At 41.1% G+C, this 784-nt stretch carries 1 protein-coding gene; it reads left to right on the top strand.

The genetic code is table 11. From position 1 onward, the window contains the following. Positions 1 to 142 precede the first annotated feature (142 nt). Positions 143 to 784 (top strand): relaxase/mobilization nuclease domain-containing protein (locus AOQ32_RS08385; protein ID WP_148666550.1); only part of this gene is annotated, 642 nt, incomplete at its 3' end.

Genomic DNA, 784 nt, shown 5'->3' with positions numbered 1-784 from the left:
GTTAGCACGGGCTGCCCACGTCTATCGTCAAGTTGACGACGAAGTCGTGGAAGAAATGATGATGACGTTCCAGCACTTTCAAGAAGAACTGAATGACTTACAACAACAACTTCTTCAAAAAAATTAAGAAAGGAGCAACGCAATGGTGTACACCAAGAGCTTTGTCATTCATTCTTTTGATAATTTACGTCATGCCGATCAGTATATTAAGAATAAAGAGAAAATTTCCAAAGCCCAACAACACGCTGACTATTTAAAAAGTGCCTTAACTTACGTTGAAAATGCCGAGAAAACGAATGGACAAGAAATGTTAAGTGGTCACCTGATTGGTAACTTGGCAGACTCATATAACGAAATGTTAGCAACACAAATGTTGGCGTATATGGAAAAAGGGAAGGATTTAAATTTTGATGATCAAGGGCACTTGATTCCTTTTGAGTATCAAGATTTACAAAAAATAACTGGGCGGGGTAGTCCCCAGTTAGCCCACCATTTAATTCAATCCTTTAGTCCAGATGATCCATTAACGCCCGAAGAGGTCCATGAGATCGGGCGAAAAACGGTGATGGAATTAACCGGTGGGGACTATCAATTTGTGATTGCCACTCATTTAGACCAAGACCATTTGCATAACCATATTATCTTTAACCACGTCAGTTCACTGGACGGTTCCGCTTTTCGTTGGCAGAAGGGTACCGCTAAACAATATGCCGATATTTCGGACAAAATTGCCAGTCGCTATGGGGCGAAGATTATTGAACCGGGTATGAGATCCAGCCATCAA

The sequence above is a fragment of the Fructobacillus tropaeoli genome (genome assembly GCF_001047135.2).
Classification (GTDB): Bacteria; Bacillota; Bacilli; order Lactobacillales; family Lactobacillaceae; genus Fructobacillus; species Fructobacillus tropaeoli.
The sequence above is the reverse complement of the archived record's forward strand: the minus strand, read 5'-3'. Positions and strand labels throughout refer to the sequence as shown.